This window comes from Bacillus sp. C28GYM-DRY-1 (genome assembly GCF_030519405.1).
Classification (GTDB): domain Bacteria; phylum Bacillota; class Bacilli; order Bacillales; family Bacillaceae; genus Bacillus; species Bacillus spizizenii_A.
The window spans coordinates 184236-204157 of record NZ_JAUMKF010000002.1; the positions used below are offsets into that span (position 1 = coordinate 184236).

Annotated in this window: 17 protein-coding genes; 3 read left to right on the forward strand and 14 right to left on the reverse strand. The window is 42.8% G+C overall.

The window, feature by feature from the left end; genetic code table 11:
- Positions 1-45: 45 nt before the first annotated feature.
- A complete protein-coding gene (degS, locus tag Q3W56_RS03085) occupies positions 46-1203 on the reverse strand; it encodes a two-component sensor histidine kinase DegS (protein ID WP_302894447.1) in 1158 nt (385 codons plus the stop codon).
- Positions 1204-1418: 215 nt separating this feature from the next.
- On the opposite strand from degS, the gene Q3W56_RS03090 reads away from it, so the two are divergent.
- Together Q3W56_RS03090 and Q3W56_RS03095 are read left to right on the forward strand one after the other, a co-directional pair.
- A complete protein-coding gene (locus tag Q3W56_RS03090) occupies positions 1419-2072 on the forward strand; it encodes a YigZ family protein (RefSeq protein ID WP_302894448.1) in 654 nt (217 codons plus the stop codon).
- The gene (locus tag Q3W56_RS03095) at positions 2072-3193 is read left to right on the forward strand and encodes an LCP family protein (protein ID WP_302894449.1); all 1122 of its coding nucleotides are present in this window, start codon (positions 2072-2074) and stop codon (positions 3191-3193) included. Before Q3W56_RS03090 ends, Q3W56_RS03095 begins: the two co-directional genes overlap by 1 nt.
- Before the next feature lie 76 nt (positions 3194-3269).
- Here the strand turns inward: Q3W56_RS03095 and Q3W56_RS03100 are convergent, their stop codons facing one another.
- The 13 genes from Q3W56_RS03100 to Q3W56_RS03160 form a co-directional block, all read right to left on the reverse strand.
- Positions 3270-4346, reverse strand: a complete 1077-nt coding sequence (locus tag Q3W56_RS03100) for an MraY family glycosyltransferase (protein ID WP_302894450.1) — start codon at positions 4344-4346, stop codon at positions 3270-3272.
- A 142-nt stretch (positions 4347-4488) separates the two neighbouring features.
- Positions 4489-5682, reverse strand: coding sequence for a teichuronic acid biosynthesis protein TuaH (tuaH, locus tag Q3W56_RS03105; RefSeq protein ID WP_302894549.1), 1194 nt, complete (start codon positions 5680-5682; stop codon positions 4489-4491).
- 28 nt (positions 5683-5710) lie between these two features.
- Entirely contained in the window at positions 5711-6469 is a 759-nt protein-coding gene (gene tuaG / locus Q3W56_RS03110) for a teichuronic acid biosynthesis protein TuaG (protein WP_302894451.1), read from the reverse strand.
- A gap of 30 nt (positions 6470-6499) precedes the next feature.
- Complete coding sequence (locus tag Q3W56_RS03115; protein ID WP_302894452.1) at positions 6500-7174, reverse strand: GumC domain-containing protein; 675 nt, start codon at positions 7172-7174, stop codon at positions 6500-6502.
- Positions 7175-7215: 41 nt separating this feature from the next.
- Positions 7216-8670: a teichuronic acid biosynthesis protein TuaE gene (tuaE, locus tag Q3W56_RS03120; RefSeq protein ID WP_302894453.1), complete on the reverse strand. Its 1455-nt coding sequence runs from the start codon at positions 8668-8670 to the stop codon at positions 7216-7218.
- 484 nt (positions 8671-9154) lie between these two features.
- A complete protein-coding gene (locus Q3W56_RS03125; protein WP_302894454.1) occupies positions 9155-9349 on the reverse strand; it encodes a hypothetical protein in 195 nt (64 codons plus the stop codon).
- 311 nt (positions 9350-9660) lie between these two features.
- Positions 9661-11001 carry a UDP-glucose 6-dehydrogenase TuaD gene (gene tuaD / locus Q3W56_RS03130; RefSeq protein WP_302894455.1) on the reverse strand — a complete coding sequence of 447 codons (1341 nt, stop codon included), beginning with the start codon at positions 10999-11001 and terminating at the stop codon, positions 9661-9663.
- 188 nt (positions 11002-11189) lie between these two features.
- The gene (tuaC, locus tag Q3W56_RS03135; protein WP_302894456.1) at positions 11190-12365 is read right to left on the reverse strand and encodes a teichuronic acid biosynthesis protein TuaC; all 1176 of its coding nucleotides are present in this window, start codon (positions 12363-12365) and stop codon (positions 11190-11192) included.
- 22 nt (positions 12366-12387) lie between these two features.
- The gene (gene tuaB, locus Q3W56_RS03140) at positions 12388-13827 is read right to left on the reverse strand and encodes a teichuronic acid biosynthesis protein TuaB (RefSeq protein WP_302894457.1); all 1440 of its coding nucleotides are present in this window, start codon (positions 13825-13827) and stop codon (positions 12388-12390) included.
- Positions 13828-13850: 23 nt separating this feature from the next.
- Positions 13851-14510, reverse strand: a complete 660-nt coding sequence (locus Q3W56_RS03145; protein ID WP_302894458.1) for a sugar transferase — start codon at positions 14508-14510, stop codon at positions 13851-13853.
- Positions 14511-14729: 219 nt separating this feature from the next.
- Entirely contained in the window at positions 14730-16217 is a 1488-nt protein-coding gene (locus Q3W56_RS03150) for an N-acetylmuramoyl-L-alanine amidase (RefSeq protein WP_302894459.1), read from the reverse strand.
- Positions 16218-16301: 84 nt separating this feature from the next.
- Positions 16302-18446, reverse strand: coding sequence for a SpoIID/LytB domain-containing protein (locus Q3W56_RS03155; protein ID WP_302894460.1), 2145 nt, complete (start codon positions 18444-18446; stop codon positions 16302-16304).
- A 29-nt stretch (positions 18447-18475) separates the two neighbouring features.
- A complete protein-coding gene (locus tag Q3W56_RS03160; RefSeq protein WP_302894461.1) occupies positions 18476-18796 on the reverse strand; it encodes a hypothetical protein in 321 nt (106 codons plus the stop codon).
- Positions 18797-18986: 190 nt separating this feature from the next.
- On the opposite strand from Q3W56_RS03160, the gene tagU reads away from it, so the two are divergent.
- The gene (gene tagU, locus Q3W56_RS03165) at positions 18987-19907 is read left to right on the forward strand and encodes a polyisoprenyl-teichoic acid--peptidoglycan teichoic acid transferase TagU (protein ID WP_302894462.1); all 921 of its coding nucleotides are present in this window, start codon (positions 18987-18989) and stop codon (positions 19905-19907) included.
- The last annotated feature ends 15 nt before the right edge of the window (positions 19908-19922 follow it).

Here is a 19922-nt window from a genome sequence, read left to right on the forward strand (position 1 = left end):
AGTATTCGGTCAATATGCCTTTTGGCTCTATTTTACAAATCATAGTCAAAGAGATAACGGAACCTTAATCATAATAAATGTCCCAAGACCTATTTTCGAATCTATTGTTATGGTTCCTTCCAATAAATCTACTCTTTCTTTCATGCCCAGCAAGCCGAATGATTTGTTTTTCTTCTCTTTCGCTTCCTTCAGATCGAACCCTTTTCCGTTATCTTTTATTATTAAAATCACAAAATCCTTTGTAATTTCAACTTTGACTGTAATTTCTTCAGATTCAGAATGCTTTAGCGCATTAGACACAGCTTCCTGTGCAAGCCTGAAGAGCGCAACTTCAAACTGAGGCGCAAGCCGCTTATCCTCTGTTTCACCAATGCACTGAAAATGTATTTTGACCTTCCCGTTATATTCTTCGGTTGTATATAGATATTTTCTTAAAGTTGGAATTAGGCCTAGGTCATCAAGGGCCATCGGTCTTAAATCATATATAATCCTTCTCACTTCGTAAAGGGCATTTCGCACATTTTGACGGAGATTTTTAATTTCTTGGAATCCGTCCTCAGCGCCCCGGTCACGGAAAATTCGCTCGATTAATTCTGATCTCATCATCACATTTGCCAGCATTTGAGCAGGTCCATCATGAATTTCTCTAGAGACTCTTTTTCGCTCTTCTTCCTGTGCCTCAATAATTCTTAAGCCGAAATCCTGTTTTGCCTGGGCATCAGCAAGAAGCAGTCCGACCTCGCGCAAATCCTGATTCAAGTAGTTGAGCACAACTGTTATTTGGCTTACTAATGATTCAGACCGCTCAATGATCTCTTGAAGCCCTAACAATCTTCGCTCTAAATCATCCCGGCGCTCCCGCAGTTGCTTCTCACGCTGCTGAATCATCGTCAACTCTACCTGCAGCTTATGGGCTTTTTCGTAAGCATTGCGAATTTCTTCTTCACTAAACCTATGAAAATTGCGGCTGACCTCGGATAACCGGTTTCTCGCATGGCGGGTTTGCACTTCAAGTTTATCACCAAGCTCAATCACTTCATATACCTGCTGTTTAATTTGTTTCAGTTCTTCAACCAGCTGTTCATACTGCTGGCGTGACTGCTCCCCGATTTGAAAAACCTCGTCCTTGCTCCCGTCAACGGTTTTCAGCATCTTCATCAAAATAGAATCCAGAACTTTGGAATCCATCTTTGTTTTATTCATAATTTCCCTCCGTCACGGCGTTGTCATATATTTTTATTATAAATGTAATTGATCTGCAAATTATGTCGAATTATAATGAAAGAATGCGTATATTCTAGAAAAAAACAATTTTATATACCTTCCATTCTTTATGATACCAAAATACGCACAAAAATTCTAAAGACTGTACGAATTTGTATAGGCAGTCTTTTATGCTTAGCAGGGGGTCAGCAAGCATGCTGCACAGCTATTTTACTGTGAAAGAAGCAGGAGAACACGAGATTGTTATAGAAAAATCGCGTTTTATCTGTCATTTAAGCCGTGTTTCTACCGAACAAGAAGCACAGGAATTTATACAAAAAATAAAGAAACAGCACTGGAATGCGACTCATAATTGCTCGGCTTACGTAATTGGCGAGAACGATCATATCCAAAAAGCCAATGATGACGGAGAACCAAGCGGTACAGCGGGAGTGCCGATGCTTGAAGTATTAAAAAAACGCGGACTTAAGGATACCTGCGCCGTTGTTACACGATACTTCGGAGGCATTAAACTTGGAGCCGGCGGATTAATTCGCGCTTATGGGAAGTCAGTGTCTGAAGGATTAAATCATATAGGGATTGTAGAACGGAAGCTTATGCGGGTCATGCATACTTCCGCAGATTACACTTGGCTTGGCAAGATTGAAAATGAATTAAGGGAATCACAATTTCTGTTAAAGCAAATCCATTATGCCGAAAATGTTGAATTCGAAACATACGTGGAAGAAAAAGAAACAAACACATTTTCTGAGTGGATGACAGAACTGACAAATGGAAAGAGTGATATTAAAGAGGGAGAGTTGACGTATCTTGAAAAAGCCGTCAATCACATAAAGGAGACTGAATAATGGCTGAACGCGTTAGAGTGCGTGTGCGAAAAAAGAAAAAGAGCAAGCGCAGGAAAATTTTAAAACGATTTATGTTATTGTTTGCCCTTGCATTATTGGTAGTCGTAGGGCTAGGTGGATATAAGCTTTATAAAACCATTAACGCTGCGGATGATTCATACGATGCCCTTTCCCGCGGAAATAAGTCAAATCTTCGCAGTGAAGTCGTAGACATGAAGAAAAAACCATTTTCTATTTTATTTATGGGAATAGAGGATTACGCAACTAATGGACAAAAAGGGAGATCAGACTCTCTTATAGTGGTTACCCTTGATCCAAAAAATAAAACCATGAAAATGTTGAGCATTCCGCGTGATACACGTGTGCAATTGGCCAGTGACACAACCGGAAGCAAAACAAAGATTAATGCCGCTTACAATAAAGGAAAAGATGAGACAGTTGAAACTGTTGAAAACTTCTTGCAAATTCCGATCGATAAATATGTCACAGTTGATTTTGACGGATTTAAAGATGTGATTAATCAAGTTGGCGGCATTGATGTAGATGTGCCTTTCGATTTCGATGAAAAAAGTGATGTAGACGAAAGCAAACGTATCTACTTCAAAAAAGGCGAGATGCACTTAAACGGCGAAGAAGCCTTGGCGTATGCCCGTATGAGAAAACAGGATAAACGTGGAGACTTTGGCCGTAATGACAGGCAGAAACAAATTTTAAATGCAATAATTGACCGAATGTCAAGTGTAAGCAACATTGCAAAAATCGATAAAATCGCAGAAAAAGCCAGCGAAAACGTTGAAACCAATATTCGCATTACGGAAGGTTTAGCACTGCAGCAGATTTACAGCGGCTTTACCAGCAAGAAAATCGACACGTTGAGCATCACAGGTTCTGATTTGTATTTAGGGCCTAACAACACGTATTACTTTGAACCTGATGCCACAAATCTGGAGAAAGTCAGAAAAACGCTCCAAGAGCATTTAGATTATACTCCAGATACAAGCAGCACTGGCACAGATGAAAGTACCATACCTGACGGTACGACAAGCGGAAGCAGCTATTCGAATGACAGCAGTACAAACACAAACAGTACAACGAATTCAACAACTGATTCATCTTATTAAAAAAAATGCCCGGTCCTTAGAGGATCGGGCATTTTTTCACAGAAGAATTCCGGCACAAAAGCCGGAGTATTCTTATTTAATTTCTTTTCACCAGCCGTTTATAAAATTTCGTAAACGGCTTAAATTTTTCATTCACGAGTCCTGTCACTTCAGCTATGATCTGCATAAAAATAATTAAAATGAAGATAATAAACAAAGAGAGCCAAATTGTGGCACTTTTTAGTACAATTGCACTTAGGCTGAAAATAAATCCAATCAGATAAATGACAAGAACAGACATCCGATGTGAAAGGCCAAAGGCCATCAGTCTATGGTGGATATGCGACTTGTCGGGTGCCGAAATCGGCTGTTTGTTTAAAATTCTTCTGATGATAGCAAATGTTGTGTCAAAAATTGGCACGCCTAATATAATAATAGGGATCACGATACTGAACAATGTTACACTTTTGTACAGGCCTAATAATGAAAGAATCGAAATACAATACCCTAGAAAAAGTGATCCTGTATCACCCATAAAGATTTTTGCCGGATGAAAGTTGTGGAACAAAAATCCAAGCGTACTGGCGATAACCACCAATGAGAGTGACAGAATAAGTACTTTTCCGCCGGATAGCGCCATAACGGCGATCGTTGACAGGCCGATAACAGAAAGACCGGCAGCAAGGCCATCTAATCCGTCAATCAGGTTGATCGCATTTGTGATGCCGACAATCCATAAAACTGTCAGCGGATAAGCCAGCCATCCTAGCTCAAACCGCTCCGCTAAAAAAGGCACTGAGAAAAAGTCCATCTTTAAACCGGTGCTTACAATCATAATGGCAACACCTAATTGAATCAAGAACTTAACTTTTGCACTTAATTGATATTTATCGTCAAGAATACCTAACACAATAATGATGAACGCCCCGACTGTAATAGCCGTCATTCTTGTTTCTGTGTAAATACCGGATGCAAGCACGCCTGCAACCACCCCGATAAATATGGCCAGCCCGCCCATCCGGGGCATAATTTTATCATGTACTTTTCGATTGCTGGGCTGGTCAACTGCGCCTATTTTAATCGCAATCCTTTTTACGATTGGGGTTATGATTAAAACTGTCAGCAGCGAGACAATAAACGCAACAACAATGCGAATCATGCGTTCGTCAAGCATAAAGAAGTCTCCTTTGGAATTAAATGAAGTCTTTATTTATATAGAACCGTTCCTTCCATTATACCTTCTCCTTAGTTATTATAACAAGCTTCATCAAAAAGAAACACGTATAATCAAAAAATGCGCATCCCAAATTATAGGACTACGCATGTTTTTGAATCCCTGTATATTTCATAATTTGTTTAAATAAGCAGTTCCAATCCTGTGCGCGGGCGATGTTTTGGCGCATTTCTTTATACGTTTCATCCCCGTTTTGACCGATTACTTTTTCGCACGCAGCTATAAAATCAAGCGGATGATCACCTTCTACATATTCGTAAACATACGGCTTTTTTATTTTTGAGGTAGACGGAAGATTAGAGCCGACGACAGGCTTTCCAGCCGCTAAAAATTCAAAAAGCTTCAGCGGAAACACGGCTTGATTATACGATGATTTTTTATAAGGCATGATGCCGATATCAATAAGCTCCATGTAATGAGGAACTTCTTTCGGATCAGCCGGACCGGCCCATATGACATTGGGAAGCCTCAGAAGCTCTTGAAACGAAACATCACCATTTGTAGCATCCGGACCGACCCATAAAAATGTCCAATCAGGCTTTTGCAGCGCAGCCTCTTCAATCATTTTAAAATCGAGCTTCGGTTTAATCCCGCCGATAAAGCCTAATACTGTTCCTTCTCTCCCCTGCAATATGCTGCGATCGGGAGCCGCTTTATTTGCAGAAAACAGCTCATATTCAACACCGTTTTCGACAGTATGCACCTTTTCTCGTCCTGCAGTTAGTTTTTTGTCTACTTCTTTGTGAAGATAATCCGAAGAACAGGTAATGGAATCTGCACGGTGTATAATTCTCAGCTCTGCCGATTTAATAACTTTTCTCCTGAATTCAGACAGCAGATTTGAACGGCCGCTGATCGGCGCCGCCCATAAATCACTGCAATCATAAATAACCTGATCCCATTGATACAGCGATGACAGCAGCGGGAATCCGGGGAACGTATACCATAAACAGCAGCGTTCACCGTTTGCAGAAGCAGATGCCAGTTCATCAAGTAATGGTGCTAGCTTATGTCTGTAAAAGACATCTGTATATCGTCCGAAACGAAACATTTTTTTCTGCAGCAAGTCTTTGATAGCGAATTGCCTGATGCCTGAATGAACTTGCTGAAATTCATGCCCTTGGGTGCGCGGAGCCGGACACACCCAAATGACTTCCTTCGTTTCCTCCTGAGCAGCTAAAAATTCCGCCAGCCGGTGCCTTCTGTATCTCAATTGGTCTTTCCCCCATTCAGCAGTGGCAACGATGACATGAATGATTGCTTCTTTTGTTTCCACCTTCATCACCTTTTCTCTCTGTTTGCGGTTATAATCTTTTTTTCACAGCGTTTTTTGCATATTGAACAAAGCACCATGTTGCTTTCATTAAATGTAACCGTTCGATCTCCCTGTAGACAAACCACGTTTTTTTAGCAGCCTTCCATTTGTTGCTGGATATCGATGTTTCAACGATGCGGTATTCTGCGAGCGGTTCGTTCAGACCGTATGCCTTGAACCCCCGCTTCAATACGGACAGCCATGTAGCCAAATCCTGACGGGTTCTAATATTCGGCATCCGGATATCACCCGTTTGCTCTCGGTCAATCATCACCGTCAAACAGCCAATGATCGTATTTTTTAATACATCATCATATGTAAGGCTCACGGGTGCATGAATGGTTTTATGAAGTGGTTCGCCGTCTTGGCTAATCAGCTCGTATGCCGTAAATGTGAAAGCATGCTGATGCTTCCTCATGAAAGCAAGCTGTTTATCCAGCTTTTCTGCTTTCCACGCATCATCGCTGTCCAAAAATGCAACATAACGCCCTTTAGCTTTGCTGAGCGCCGTATTTCGCGCAACTGCAGCACCTTGATTTTCTTTCAGAAAAATAGCATGGATCCGCTCATTATCTTCAACATAGCGCTTCAAAATGTCTCTTGTCCCATCTGTTGAGCAATCATCGACAATGATCATTTCCCAGTCGGAAAACGTCTGATTTAAGACAGACTGAATGGTTTTTTCGATATATTCCTCCGCGTTATAGGAAGGCGTAATGACAGAGATTAAAGGTTTTTGCCTCGTCATGGTTCTGATCCACATCCCCAATTAAAAAATTTAACGTTCTCTGAAAACTTCCGGCACGACAATAATAAAAAATGTCAGTGCCAAACCGATCAGTACTCCCAATACCGCTCTTTTTTTAGGCGACATGCCAGCATCCTTGTTATCAACCACGATCAAAGGCTCAAGTTCTTCAGCAGCCTTCATATCAAGCTTGCTTGTTTCAAGCTCATACAAAAACCGCTGTTTATCAACTTTGGAATCAACGCTGACTTTTTCACCTTCAAGCGCCTTAATATTCTTTTCGATGACTTCTTCCCTTTTTGAGTACAGCGCCTTATCGTCTTTCATATAGGCATCTTTGATTTTTCCTAAAGTATCCAAAGTATCCTGTTTGTCAGGCCCTGTATAGCTTAAGTTAAAAAGTGAATCTGTTCTGATTTCAATCGCCAGATCGTCTTTCAACTGCGCCAGGTCCTCTTCCGGCATCTCCGGGAAAATGTCCTTTAAAAAAGCTTCATTTTTCAACAGCAGCGGCACTTGCTTTGCATTGTTGTACTTCGTTTTTCCATAGTTCCCGGTTGATATCGTTACAGTAGCCGTGTAATCAGACGGAGAAACGCTCCCCTTCGGCATAAAATAACCGACAAGACCAAGAATAAGAGGAAGCGCAATAATCGCCACAATATACTTTTTCACTCTACCAGCAATACGTTTGATTAAATTCATCACATGAATTTCTCCCTGTTTTTAAATTCGATTCCCAAAAATCACCTATACTGTTCGGTTTCATCTGTTCCGCTGACTTTAAAGGTATTAACCGTCGCAATCACCAGGCCGAGAAACACCCAATGGAAATATAAATTCGAGACGGAACTCGGACTGATGCTTGAAACAAGGAAGGCAACAAGCGCGGCTGTCAAACCTTCAATGAGAAGCTTTGGCCGTCTTACAAGCGATCTTTTATAATATCGGTAAAGCACGGTTATTAAATAAATGTACATCGTTAAATAACCGAGCATTATCACCACTCCAAAATTCGTCATGATCTCAACGAGCCAGTTATGAACCTCCATGACCTGGTCCGTATCGAACAATGCATGATGCTCTAAATAATAAGGCGCATTGCCGGCGCCGACGCCAAATCCGTAAGTATCCAGCACATAATGCCCGGCGTTTTTCAATAAATTCGCCCTGGCGACATTGGATGGCAGCGTCTCGCTGAAATCGTGTGCTGTTTGCGGAGCCAAAAAGTATGTATAAAAAGCTCCAGTAATCTTACCTGCAAACAGTGTGACAAAAGCGATACATCCTGCAGCTCCGGCGATGAGCGCCCATTTTTTTAGCACCTTCGGCAGCAAAATGAACGCATAAACGGCAAGTCCGGCTATCACTCCCAGAATGCTGGCTCTTGATCCAGTCAGGAAAATCAAGTAGGCCGAACAGAAAGCAAGGATCAATCCCGCTATTTTTAAGTAGCTGTTTTTAATATTTTTGAAAAAAGATAAATAAAAGAAAAAGCTGATGGACAGAAATGTTGCAAAGTCATTCTGATTGAAAAAAACGGATGTCGGATAGTGCTGTTTATAGTGCGGCCCGTTATAAAGGGTCGAGCTCGGCAGGTGTTTGAACGTAAAGTGGTTGTAAAACCCGATGACCATTAAAAATACGGTCATTACCAGCCATATGTAATAAAACGCAAGAATACGATCCATTTTTTGAAAAAACATGACAACCATAAAAACAAAAAACATTCCCATTGCCAATAGAAACAGATATTTTATGCCATCAGTAGCAGACTTGACCCAAAGCAGCGAAACCATTCCATAGCAGAACCAAAACGCGAAAAACATCAGGATCCCTTTGACATGCACTTGCTTCCACTTTTCAAGGTGCTGGCTGCCTTTCAACATTTCCGCTATGAATAAGAATCCTGCCAGAATCAGAAGAATTCGATAAGGAAACAGGCTGAAAAAGCCTAATTTAATCGTAAAAAAAGCATTATTGGCAAAAGTTGCAGCGATGAGCAGATATAATATGGGCATCAGCAGTTGCTCGGACGACAAATACTTCCTGAGCACAATGATCAAAACCAGCGCAATTAAAATTAAACATGCTAGCAAAATCTTTTTTGCATTGGACTGGGCCAATACAAGGAATGCTAACCCGACGGTCAATGCGGCGAGCCAAACCAGAACATTGACCGCGGAACGTTTGAGACTCATTTTTCCCCCTCCTTCCGCTTCTTCTGGAAAAGGGCTGCCAACATCAGCCAGCAGCCAGTAATTTTACGTATTCATTTCATTATTTCTTTTTTATGATATGAAACGGTCTTTTCCAGCTTTAGCGAGCGACATTTTTAGTTCCCAGTGTAAGATTTTCTTTGTTTCTTCATTACACAGTGTGCTGTGGCGGATTCCCTCGGCCGTTCATCTTTGTAAATTGGAGACAGCGTCGAGTTCGTCGCTTTTTTCATCTCTGCAAACAGTTCACTGTCCGTAATCGAAAAGCCGTTTGAAACATTCAAATGAGCTTTGGGCGTCTTGACGTTGGCAGAAGCCACATCACCCATATAAATAAAATCACACGATTGCGATTGTTCCCCGCCCCCCCAAAAATCAAGTAAAAAAATGGAATAAATTCAAAAAGACGCCACCCTCTCCTTTTGCGTTCTGGCACGGCCCGTATACGTTGCTGTACCGCAAAATGTTATACTCGATTCCATACAGAACATAGGCCTGCTTTAAATAGTTCTCCACTGTAAGCTTCATAAGCTGTAGGCGCAGGGTGAGTCTGGATTTGTTTTATGACGGGAGTATCGACAGGCTGATAATCCGGACTTCCATATACAGCCGCTGATGATTCAAAGACCTTTTTCACTTTGCATTCACCTGCTGCTTTCATGATATAGAGCGATCCCCTGATATTGATGGTTTCATTAATTAAAAATCGCTGACAGATCCGCTACGCTTATTTGTGCAGCTAAATGAATAATATAATGGAATCAATGTTTTTGATGACGTCGATGCGGGTTCGGTTCGTAATATTCTGTTGATAAAAGTCAATCGGAAAAGTGTCAATGTTGGATCGGTGTCCCGTAGTTAAATTATCAAGAATTGAAATCCGGTATTTTTCAGAAGCTGTTCAGCAATATACGAGCCGATAAAGCGCATCCGCCTGTCTCTAATGCTCTTTCCATTGTTATCCGCCGTTGTTTATACGTTGGTCAGGATTCCTTCTCCCTGTAATTCCGGCCGTCCGATTGAATGATAGATCATACCTTCGTTTCTCATTTGTTCAACTTCAAATATATTTCGTCCATCGATTAAGACGGGGTTTCTCAAAGCAGCCTTGAGTTTGGCAATATCCATGTTCTGTACTTCCGGCCACTCTGTCAATATGACGCAAGCATCCGTATCTTGAAGCGTCTCATAAAGATTTTCGCTGTAAACAGCTTGATCGCCGAGAAGCTTTTCTGCTTCAGGTACCGCAATCGGATCAAACGCTTTAACTTTAGCACCGAGACTTTTCAGCATCGGTATGACATCCAGAGCCGGCGCCGAGCGCATATCGTTTGTATTAGGCTTGAATGCCAGCCCAAGAACCGAAATGGTCATGCCGTTTAAATCGCCGAACACGTTAAGGAGCTTTTGCACAATGTGGACGCGCTGCTTTTGGTTCGTTTCAATGACGGCTTCAATCATTTTAAAAGGATAGCCGACTGACTTTGCGATCTGTAATAAAGCCATTGTATCTTTAGGGAAACAAGAACCGCCAAAGCCGATTCCAGCTTTTAAAAATTTATTGCCGATTCTGCTGTCCAGTCCCACACCTTCAGACACCTTTGATACGTCAGCTCCTACTCTTTCGCAAATATTCGCGATATCATTAATGAACGAGATCTTTGTAGCCAAAAATGCATTTGCAGCGTATTTAATCATTTCTGCACTTTCAAGGTTAGACTTGACGATTTTCGTTCCAAAAGGCTTATGAAGTTCTTCAATAATCGCAGCAGCCTTTTCACTTGTCGCGCCGATGACGGCTCTTTCCATATTCATCGTATCGAAAATCGCTGTTCCTTCACGAAGAAATTCTGGATTCGAAACGACGTCGAAAGGAAACTCTCCTTTTGAATTGCGTTCTATAATGGCTTGTACGAGCTTTCCAGTGCCTACAGGGACAGTGCTTTTGTTGACGATGACTTTATAGCCGTTCAGATGCTTCCCAATCATTTCGGCAACAGATTTAACAAATGTCAGATCCGCTTCACCTGTTTCCGACATCGGTGTTCCGACCGCGATATAAATAATCTCGGCTTCTTCAATCGCCTTTGAAATATCAGTAGAGAAAAACAAGCGATTTTCATTTGTGTTTTTCTCCACAAGCTCTTTTAGACCGTTTTCATAAATTGGCATTACTCCGGCTGAGAGTCCTCTGATTTTTTCAGCGTCAATATCGCAGCAGACAACCGAGTTTCCCACTTCAGCAAAACAAGTTCCAGACACCAGCCCGACATATCCGGTTCCAATAACAGCAATTCTTTTCAACATTATCATTCCCTTCTTTCAGCTGACCCTTCAAATCCAATAGCTTGATTTAGGTAATGATCTTTATCTCTTTCTATTGAAAAAATCTGGGTTTTCTGTTTTCCCACTCTTTATTTTTATTAGCTTAGACGCAAATAAATCGGTCTAAACAGTATTATATCCCACATTTATACACATATTAACCGACAGATCCCAACTTAATTTTTCTTGACAACACCTTCATACACATTCAGCAACTTGCTGGCATTTTGAAAGGCGTCATAATCCTCTTGCACCGTTTGATATAGCTCTTCAGTGATGACTTCTTGCCAATTCTCGCCTTCTAAATACCCCTTAACTGCTTCTGTTATGCTGGAAACAGAGCGCGGCTTGATCAATAGGTGTTCATGCTTTCCGAATAAAGATGGAACCCCTCCGACCGCCGTACAAAGTACCGGAAGCTTGAGAACGAGCGCTTCAATGACAACAGTCGGCATTCCTTCTGAATACGAAGGGAGCACAAGCAAGTCTGATGCAGCCAGATATTCTGATATCTCATGGTTTGCGACCTGCCCCGTTAATACCGCTTTTTCTCCGGCGATTTGACGGATGTTCTGCTTCTCCGGTCCGTCACCGATGAATACAGCTCTGTAGCTGTCATCAAGTTGCCTAACCGCTTCTGCCAGCTCGGCTACTCCCTTTCCCTTCACCAAGCGGCCGACGAACGTCAGCAATTTTTTGTCTTTCGGCAGTCCGAGTTTCTCTCTCAATTCAAGTGTTGAAGCGGAGGGCTTTTGAAACTGATTCTGGTTGACCCCAATAGGAAGCACCAAGCTTTCAGTATCAGTCATTTCTTTTGTTTTGACTTTCAGCGCTTCGCTGACAGCCAATACCTTTGCTGCGGCATGCACTGCCGTTTCAAATGCTCGGAAAGCACCTTTGCTGTAATGGGGATAAATATTTACATCGCTTCCGTGCAAAGTCAGAACATAAGGAACCTTCAGCCTCTGTGAAACAATGGCAGCGGCACCCCCGGAAGGCATCGCGAAATGGGCATGGATAAGATTCGGTGTAAGCCCTTCCTTCTCGATCACCCTCAATACAGACTTTGCGATCCGGGGATGCGGCTGAGCCCATTTTAGCTGTCCAGGCAGAGCCGTATACGGCGGTCTGTAGACCGGGATGCCTTTTCTTTCTTCATATTCCGGGACTGTTTGTACTTGGCGGTATTTTTTTTTCAGCAGCCTGAGGGGAGCAGGGTTCACAGGCGATGGACATATGACCGTCACATCAACGCCCTGCATCTGCAGCGCCTGAACCTGTGTTTCATGAAAAACGCCTTCTCCCGGTTTTTGACTGCTTGGATAAACGCTTGTAATCCAAAGAACCTTCAATGATGAAACGCCCTTTCTGCTGTCATCTTCCTAATTGGGCCCTCATAGCCCGCCAATAAAATTTTCTGACCATAAAACCGTAAAAAATCCCGCTAATTCCAACGGAAACTGCCAGCTGAAGCATGGCATCGTGAAGCAGATGTCTGCTGCCAACGCTCAAGGCAAGAGCCAGCAATGCCATGAGCAGCGTCAAGACCAGTGGTATTCCAACGGTTCTGAAATATTCGCCCAGCTTCAGCTGGATGACATATTTGAGCAACCATCTGCCGATAAAGAAATTGACCAGGCTGATCGCTGCATAGGTCCAAGCGGTGATCGTCAAATCACTCGTTAATACCGCCGCATAAAGAGAAAGCCCGTAAAGGAGCATGATCCCGCTGTCCCAATAAAATGCCAGATCTGCTCTCCCCTTCGCCAGCAAAACCGATCCGTTTGGATTCATCAGAACCCTGAGCAGCCCGACAATCGCGAGGATGTTCAGAACTGGTACGGCCTGCAGCCATTTTTCTCCGAAGACGACTTCAACAAATAAATCTGAAACAGTTGTCAGTCCAATCAGAAGCGGGAATGAAATTAGCGCGAGAAGCTTTGTCATATTTAAAAAGCCTTCGCGCAGCGTTTGGTTGTCCCCTTGATTCTTTGCGAAGACAGGAAACGCTACCCGCGTCACGATCGGATTGATTTTTAATACCGGTATCGTAATAATCTGATACGCCAGGTTATAGATTCCCAATGCTTCCGCACCGAGAAACCGCCCGATCAAAATCATGTCGATATTGGCGCCAAGCCTGTTTACAAGCCTGGAAGCAAGCTGAAACGCGCCGAACGAGAAAAATTCTTTCACTTCCCCCAATGCAAAGACGAAAGCAGGACGCCATTTTTTAAAATATACAGCAAAAAACATGATGCCTTTAACTGAATTAAGAAAAACTTGTGACAATGCATAGGCCACGATCGAATCCATCAGAAATACCAAAACGAGCAGGAGCACAAACGACAACACGGTGACTCCGGCTTCTATTTTGCTCAGCACATTGAACTTCAGTTCTTTTTGCAGCATATATTGATACTGCTGGCCGATCGGGGCGATTAAAAACATGACGGCCAAAATCCGAACAAGAAAAACCATTTCGTCCCGCTGATAAAAGTCTGCGATGAACGGACTCAGGAAAAAGAGGCCTATAAACAAAAGGATGCCCGTTAAGATATTCAGCCAATACAAGGTCGATAATTGGCGCTCACTGATGCTCTCCTTTTGAATTAAAGCGGCCCCGAATCCCATATCGAGTACAATTTGTGTGAAAACCGTTACGGTGGTCAGCATTCCGACCAAACCGAATTCGGCAATTGTCATGATATTGCCGAGCAGTGCAAACTGTATAATTTGAATGACCGTGACGATCAAAGTTGAAACACTTGTCCATTTCGCACCGCTTAATATTTGTTTCGTAATGTTAGACATAGCATATTCCTAACTTCCTAGTATTATCTGGCTCCATCGCCAGTCAATACTACTTTAATCGTTTTCAGCATAACCTTCAAATCGAGAAGAAACGTTAAATTCCGAATGTAATACAAATCGTGTACTAATTTTTCTCTCGGACCGATATCGTAGCCTCCGTTTACCTGCGCAAGTCCCGTTAACCCCGGTTTAACAATTAAACGGTTTTTAAATCCCGGAATTTCATGGTGAAACTGAGCGGTAAACATCGGTCTTTCAGGCCTTGGTCCCACAAGGCTCATGTCTCCGGCCAGCACATTGACCAACTGCGGAAGCTCATCGATTCTTGTTCTTCTTATAAAAGACCCGACTGCAGTGATGCGCGGATCATCCTTCTGCGCCCATTTTGCACCGGATTTTTCTGCGTCAATTCTCATCGATCGTAATTTGATCACCTTAAAATGCTTCCCGTCTTTTCCGACGCGTTCCTGACGGTATAACGGGGAGCCCGGAGTTTCTATACAGATTAATAGACAAAACAACAGAATAAACGGCAGTGTAAGAGCGAGCCCAATCAAGGAAAGGACGATATCCATGATCCGTTTCATATATAAATAGCGTACTGCTTTTTTAGGTAAAGCACAGGAATATGTTTGCTGGCTTGAATATTCATTGTACATTCTTAAACTTTTGTCGATACTCACTAGCATACACCTCGATTAGTATGTTACTGTTCGATCTATTCGTCAGTGTAGCACACAAACGTAAAAACAATGTAAAGAAGTTATTAAAATTAGTAAATTTGTAGATTTGTCGTTAAAAATGCACCGCCTCCGTTTTGTCTTTAAAATCATCAAAAATATCATACTATATTATAAAGACAAAACAAAGACAGCATAGGCTAATTTTTCCGAAAAACTATTTTAATAGTAAGCAACGATTCCGTCGTAAATCGCTTTAGCGCCTCTTTCTTTGTAAGTAGCACTTTTCAGTTTTGCCGCATCGTTTATATTGCTGATAAAGGCAAGTTCAACAAGAGTGCTTGGCATTTTGGATTCCCTGATGACATGGAAGTTGCCGATTTTCACACCGCGGTTTGTCGTATTCAACGCTACATAGAGACGGTTTTGAATCTCGGTTGCCAGCCTTTTGCTGTTGGCAGATTCATATGTTGTATAATAGTAGGTTTCTGTTCCGGAAGCAGCAGGCGTTGCCGAGTTTGCATGGATGCTGACAAACAAATCCGCATGATTTGACTGCGCTTTTGACACGCGCTGTGCGAGCGTCAGGTAAGTGTCGTTCGTTCTCGACATAATTGGCAGCGCCCCGCCGTTTGATAGTTTTGTATTAATTAATTTAGCAACATCAAGGTTCACGCTTTTCTCATATAAACCGTTGCCGACAGCACCGCTGTCTGTACCTCCGTGCCCTGCATCAATGAAGATTTTTTTGCCGACGATCGGATTCTTCAGCTGTGACACGACATTCGATTGAAGAGACACCGTTCCGCCGAGCACGGTAAACGTCGTCATGTTTTTAGACCCGATTACTTCTCTTGTCGGTGTCGGCAAAGATGATGCATTCGTGAATATCATCGGACGGTTTTGTTTAGCCGCCAGAACAGATCCTGTTAATCCGTCGGCATACGCATAGCCGTTGCTTATAATAGCACTCTTGGCAGAAGAATAGTATTTCTTAACTACATTGGACGCGACTTCATAGCGGTTGCTACCGCCGATCCGCGTCGGAGAAACAAGCTGTTTGTATACGGTTCTGGAGATGCTGACTTCACCGCCTACGACAATGGTCGATGTTGTCCCTTTGCTATTCATCGCATTTTTTGTCGCTGTCGGTATGGAATTCGACGATGTTAAAAGAATCGGAATGCCGTTTCTTGCGGCATATGCGCCGATCGCAAGGCTGTCAGCATACGCCGTTCCATTTGCGATGACAGCTTTTGAATTACTCGGCAGCTTATTCGCAATATTTGCCGCAACTTCGTAGCGATTTGCTCCGCCGATGCGTTCGACAGATGACACACCCAGCTTTTTGATCTCGCTTACAACGCCGTTTTGAACGCTGACGGTTCCGCCGATTACGATCACTTTGCTGGGTTTTAATTGACTGATTCGGTTTTTAGTGGCCGTTGGCAGATTAGAAGCTTCTGTTAATAGAACAGGCGCGTTGTTTCGATAGGCAAATGGAGTCGCTGAAAGGACGTCTGCATATGCCTTTCCATTTGCAACAATCACCGTGCTTGCACTTGTCCACCCCTGCTTGGAAACGCACACCGCAACCTCATAACGGTTTGCACCGTCTAATCTTGTAACAGAATTGGCCGCAAATACATTAGGCACAAACAAAAAGAACCCTAACAACAACATAGGTACAGCTTTAAGAAAAACCCTCAAAAAAATAACCTCCAAAAATGTGAATGTTATGTTTTCCCCTCAACATGAACAGAGGAGGCACTGCTGCCTCCTGTTCAAACTCTATTAATAGCTTGATAGAGTCGTATTTGGAAAGTAGAAACTTAAAATCTTATTGTAATCGTGCCCGGCAGCAGCTCTGGCATTTGCTCCGTACTGACTCATGCCGATACCGTGTCCGAATCCTTTACCGCTGAGAGTAAATGTGTTCGTATTGCTGGATACAGAAGCATACGTGCTCTTCATATTCATGCCGCCCAGCATCGATCTTAATTGAGTCGTCGTCACGGAAATCGTCGCTGTTTTTTCTGAAAGTTTTCCGTTTGATAGAACATAGCCATTTGATTTATCTTTAACAAAGTAAGAAAACTTCACCTCTGCTGTTTTCGGCCGCTGACCGGCAGTTTTTGCGCTGCTCAGGGTCAGGCTTGAGATTTTCGTAATCTTAATAGATTCTGCACTAGGATATTTATTGGTAATAAACCAGCTTTTTAGTCCAGACAAATATGCGGAGTTCGTTTCATTTGTCGTATTCCACCATGTGTCAGGGCTGCTCAGGTTTAAGCCGCTGGTATTGATCTGCGTCCTATTCAAGGAAATCGACCAGCTATTTTTCGGGTCATATGTATCCGCTTTGGCAATTAAATATGGAACATTGCCGCCCCATACCTCTGCGCTTGCTTCCGTATATCCCCCGTTGCTTGACGAGTAAACGGCTGAAATCAAATTGCCGTTATATTTTAAAACTTGTCCTTTTGTGGCATTTACAACACTGGATGTCTTGGAATTCCAGTCGTATCCTCCGTAAACTTGAAACGCCTGTGTATCGGCCACTACTTTCCCTGCGGAATCGACCGAATAAGTTCTCGCCGCCACCGCTTGGGCTTTTAACGCTTCCGTCTGCCAGCTTGCCGGCATTTCGTGCGGCACAACACCTTTTAAATAATCTTCGAACGGAATGTTCTCGTTTATCGGCCGAACATATTTGTTTGATTCAATCGTAAACTTCATGTTACCCAAATAAGGCCTTCCGTTTATGCTGATGGAATTGGATGTCGAATATTTTTTGGGTGATGCCGTAAATGACGTGCCAAGTGTTTTGACGGCTTTATTGTTTTTGTAAAGCACAAGCTTTCCACTCGATAGATTAACAGAGTATCCGTTTCCGGTAAGCATGTCTGCCAGACTATTTTTCAATGAATCCGTGATCGAAGTGGTTCCCCCGAGCAAAGCAAAAGACTGGGTTTCTTTCTTGGCGACTACATCTGCGGCAGGAGCCGGCAGGCTGCCCGCTTGGACAAGCAACAAAGGATGCTTTTGTTTGGCAGCGAGGACGGAACCGGCCAGCGCATCCGCAAAAGTCGTTCCATTAGACATGAAAACCTTTGATGCGTTCATGTTAAGCGTGTTGACAATGTTCGCTGACACTTCGTATCTGTTCGCTCCGCCGATGCGGGTAACAGCCGCTTTTTTCTTTAATGTGCTTTCAACACCTGTGCTGACACTCAACGGACCGCCGACGATCGTAACCTTGCTCGGAATATTGTAATCGCTTCGGATTGTATTATTCCCTGAGAGCAGTATCGGATAACCGTTCATTGCCGCATAAGGCGCGATAGACAGAGCGTCGGAAAAGACTAAGCCGGTGGCAACAATTGCTTGGCTGTAGGCCCCCATCCGGCTCGCAATGTTTTTGGACACATCATAGCGGTTGGCGCCGCCGATACGGTCAATTGCCCCATACTTTTTCAGCGTGTTTTCAACATTTTTGGAAACACTCGTTGTTCCCCCGATAATTAAGATATTATCAGGCTTCATCTTGGCAATTTGAGTTTCGGTTTTCGCCGTCAGCGTACCCGCATCCGTTAATAGAATCGGCGCATCGTACTTCTTTGCAAGCGGAGTTGCAGAAAGCGCGTCCGCAAAAGCGTCCCGATTGACAACCATGACAGTGCTCGGGTTCGTCCATCCGGCAGAAGCGACATTGTTTGCCACATCGAAGCGGGTCGCCCCGCCGTACCGCTCTGTCGCGGCGATTCCCGAGCCCGGGATTTCGTATGCGCCGGTAATGTCGACATCAACACTTGATTTATTGCCCAAATAATTGCTTAACTTTACCGAAATTGTTTTGTCGGCAGCCTGGGCAGATTGTGTAAACATCAGAGCTGCAGCAGTTACTGACGACAGAAGCAGAAGCTTCATCTTTTTCAAAACGTTATGTACCCCCTTGATTCAGCACTTTATTTTGTTTCGATGCTTTTCAGCTCCAAAACGACATTTTTACCTTTTGTATATTGGACTTCGACTTTTTTGCCTTCTTCAATGGAATTGACTTTGTCTTGAAGATCTTCATCGACTTGAAGCGTTGTTTCTTTGCCATTGATGTTAACCGCAATTGTATGGCTGTCAGCCAACCCCACGAATGAACCTTCTTTAGTGACGGTTTCTTCAGCTGCCGCATTTTTATTGTTTGAGCTTGTTTTGTCCTCCGATTGGCCCGAGGTGCCGCAGCCTGACAACAAAAGCAGCATTGATAATGTTAGAACTAAGAGTTTTTTCATCTTCTTCACCTCTCCCTTTTTATCGACAAATACCAACAGATTCTTTAATTATAACTTAAATTTTTGCATATTGTTTTTAGGGAAACGTTTTTAAATGGATTTCGTCTGTTTTAAACATGTGTAAATTTTTGTTGTTTTCGAATTATAAGAAACTTATAATCATAATAGACTATTAAAAGGTGAGGGCTATATGAGATCTGAAAAGACGAAGAAAAAGAAAAAAATTCTATATACAATTATTGCTTTGATTGGCATTTTTGTTCTTAGCACAGGAAGTTACGCCTACTTTCTATGGCATAAAGCGGCATCTACTGTAGCGAACATTCATGAAAATATTAACAAATCAAAAAAACGCGATTCAGATGTAGACATTGATAACCATGACCCATTTTCCGTGCTTCTCGTGGGTGTCGATGAACGGGACGGTGACAAGGGGCGCGCAGATTCCCTTATCTATATGACGGTGAATCCGAAAACGAAAACAACGGAAATGGTGAGCATCCCGCGTGATACGTATACTGAAATTATTGGCAAAGGCAAGTTGGATAAAATCAACCATTCATATGCATTCGGCGGTGTTCAGATGACGGTTGACACAGTTGAGAACTTCCTCGATGTTCCTGTTGACTATTTTATCAAGGTCAATATGGAAAGCTTCAGGGATGTCGTAGATACGCTCGGCGGCATTACCGTGAACAGTACATTCGCTTTCAAATATGACGGATATTCATTCGGCAAAGGTGAGATTGTGCTGAATGGAAAAGAAGCGCTCGCTTATACGAGAATGAGAAAAGAGGACCCGAACGGCGACTTCGGGCGCCAGAACAGGCAACGTCAAGTCATCGAAGGTATCATTAATAAAGGCGCCAATATATCATCTATCACGAAATTCGGAGATATGTTCACGGTGATCGAAAACAACGTTAAAACGAATCTCACATTTGACGATATGTGGGATATCCAATCCGGCTATAAAGAAGCCCGCTCAAAAGTCGTTCAGCATGAACTAAAAGGTGACGGCACAAAAATCAATGGAATTTATTATTACAAAGCCGACGAAAGCTCCCTGTCCGACATTACAGCTGAACTGAAAGAAAGCCTTAATAAATAAAATAGCTTCCTGAAA